The 2,549-nt window shown below is 76.3% G+C and carries 2 protein-coding genes; both read left to right on the top strand.

What is annotated here, in order from left to right:
- Positions 1-29 precede the first annotated feature (29 nt).
- A complete protein-coding gene (locus ATM99_RS15675; RefSeq protein ID WP_062103786.1) occupies positions 30-1,172 on the top strand; it encodes an LLM class flavin-dependent oxidoreductase in 1,143 nt (380 codons plus the stop codon).
- Between the two features lie 12 nt (positions 1,173-1,184).
- Positions 1,185-2,549 (top strand): NtaA/DmoA family FMN-dependent monooxygenase (locus ATM99_RS15670; RefSeq protein ID WP_062103785.1); only part of this gene is annotated, 1,365 nt, incomplete at its 3' end.

Below are 2,549 nucleotides of genomic sequence, written 5' to 3'. Positions count from 1 at the left end.
GCGGGGTCCCGCGCACCCCTGGAGCACCCGTGCCCGACTCCCGCCCGTCCCTGCACCTCGGCGTCGACCTCACCGACGCCGGCGCCCACCCCGCCGCGTGGCGCACGGTCCCGGCCGCCGCGCACGGCTGGTTCGACCCCCGCCGCACGGCCGACCTGCTGGCGACCGCGCAGCGCGGCCTGCTCGACCTCGCGGTCCTCGACGACGACCACGTGCTGCAGGAGGCACCCGCCGGCGGCCTGCAGGGCCGGCTCGACGCGGTGCTGCTCGCGGCGTACCTCGCACCGCGCAGCGCCGGCATCGGACTGGTCGCACGCACCGACACGACGCACACCGAGCCCTTCCACGTCTCCAAGGCGATCGCGACGGTCGACCACGTGAGCCGCGGGCGCGCGGGGTGGCAGATCGGCTGGTCCACGGGTGACGCGCAGGCCGCGGCGTTCGGGCGCAAGGACCCGCAGGAGCACGACGACGCGGTCGACGAGGCCGCCGAGGTCGCGCACGTCGTCGGGCTGCTGTGGGACTCGTGGGAGGACGACGCCGTGATCCGCGACGTCGCGACCGGCCGCTACGTCGACCGCGACAAGCTGCACCACGTCGACCACGCGGGCCCGCGGTTCTCGGTCGCCGGGCCGTCGATCACGCCGCGCCCGCCGCAGGGACGGCCACCGGTGGTCGTGCGCGTCACGTCCGACGCGACCCTCGCGCTCGCGGCCCGGCACGCGGACGTCGTGCGGCTGGCGGCGACGGACGTGAGCGCGGCCCGCGCGCAGCGCGACCGTCTCCACGAGCAGGCCGTCGCCGCGGGACGGGACCCGCGCGACCTGCGCGTGCTGGTCGACACGTACCTGCTGCTGGCCGACGACCGGTCGTCGGCGGCGGCTCGGCTCGCGGTCCTCGACGACCTGGCGGGCGAGCCGTGGCGCCCGGCGTCCCTGACGCACGTCGGCACGCCCGCGGACCTCGCGGCCGTGCTCGACGCGTGGCGCGAGGTCGTCGACGGGTTCCACCTGCTGCCGGCCGTGCTGCCCACCGACCTCGACGCGGTGGTCGACGGCCTGGTGCCGCTGCTGCAGGCCGCGGGCCTGTTCCGCACGGCCTACCCGGGCACGACGCTGCGCGACACCCTCGGGCTCGCGCGCCCCGCCAACGTCCTCGCCGCGACGGCCTGAGAGGGGCCCGCCATGACCACGCGTCCGCGCAAGCAGGTCCGGCTCGGGGTGCACTTCCCGGGCGTCAACAGCACGACGGTCTGGAGCGACCCCGCCGCGGGAAGCCAGGTCGACTTCTCGTCGTTCGAGCACCTCGCCGCGCGCGCCGAGGCCGCGCACCTCGACTTCTTCTTCCTCGCCGAGGGGCTGCGGCTGCGCGAGCACAAGGGCCGCATCCACGACCTCGACGTGGTCGGGCGGCCCGACACGCTGCCCGTGCTCGCGGCCCTCGCCGCGGTGACCGACCGCCTCGGCCTGGCGGGCACCATCAGCACGACGTTCAACGAGCCGTGGGAGGTCGCGCGGCAGTTCGCGACGCTCGACGTGCTGTCGCGCGGGCGCGCCGCGTGGAACCTCGTGACCAGCCCCGACGCGTTCACGGGCGCGAACTTCCGGCGCGGCGGGTACCTGCCGTACCCGCTGCGCTACGAGCGGGCCCGCGAGGTCGTCGACGCGGCGCGAGCGCTCTGGGACTCGTGGGACGACGACGCGGTGCTCGCCGACCCCGCCGCGGGCAGGTTCCTGCGGGACGGCGCCGTGCGGCCCGTCGCGCACCACGGCCCGCACGCCGACGTGGTCGGCACGTTCCCCGCACCGCGCGGCCCGCAGGGCCACCCCGTGCTGTTCCAGGCCGGCGACTCCGCCGACGGACGCGACTTCGCGGCCGCCACGGCCGACGTCGTGTTCTCCATGCACTCGACGTTCGACGCCGGGCAGGCGTTCTACACCGACGTGAAGTCGCGGCTCGCCGCGCACGGACGCACGCCCGACGAGCTGCTGATCCTGCCCGCCGCCACCGCCGTGATCGGCGACACCGAGGCCGAGGCGCACGAGCGCGCGCGCCACATCCGCCGCCAGCAGGTGTCCGGTCCCACCGCGATCGCGTTCCTCGAGCAGGTGTGGGGCCGCGACCTCGAGGCGTACGACCCCGACGGCCCGCTGCCCGACGTCGACCCCGACGTCGAGAACGCGTCGATCACGCGCGGCCGCGTGCGGCACGCGAAGGACCCGCTCGCGGTCGCCCGGCAGTGGCGCGAGCAGGCCGAGGCGAACCGCTGGTCGATCCGCGACCTCGTCATCCACGCCACGACGCGCGGCGGGTTCGTCGGCACGGCCCAGCAGGTGGCCGACGACATCGACCGCCACGTCCAGCAGGACGCGTCCGACGGCTTCATCCTCGTGCCGCACCTGACGCCGCACGGCCTCGACGACGTGCTCGACCAGGTCGTGCCGCTCCTCGTGGAGCGCGGCTCGTTCCGCAGCGAGTACACGGGCGAGACCCTGCGCGACCACCTCGGCCTGCCGCGCCCCGCGCGCCGGGACCACGCCGCGCACGGC

The sequence above is a fragment of the Cellulomonas sp. B6 genome (assembly GCF_001462455.1).
Classification (GTDB): domain Bacteria; phylum Actinomycetota; class Actinomycetes; order Actinomycetales; family Cellulomonadaceae; genus Cellulomonas.
This window is presented reverse-complemented; position numbering and strand designations above follow the sequence as displayed.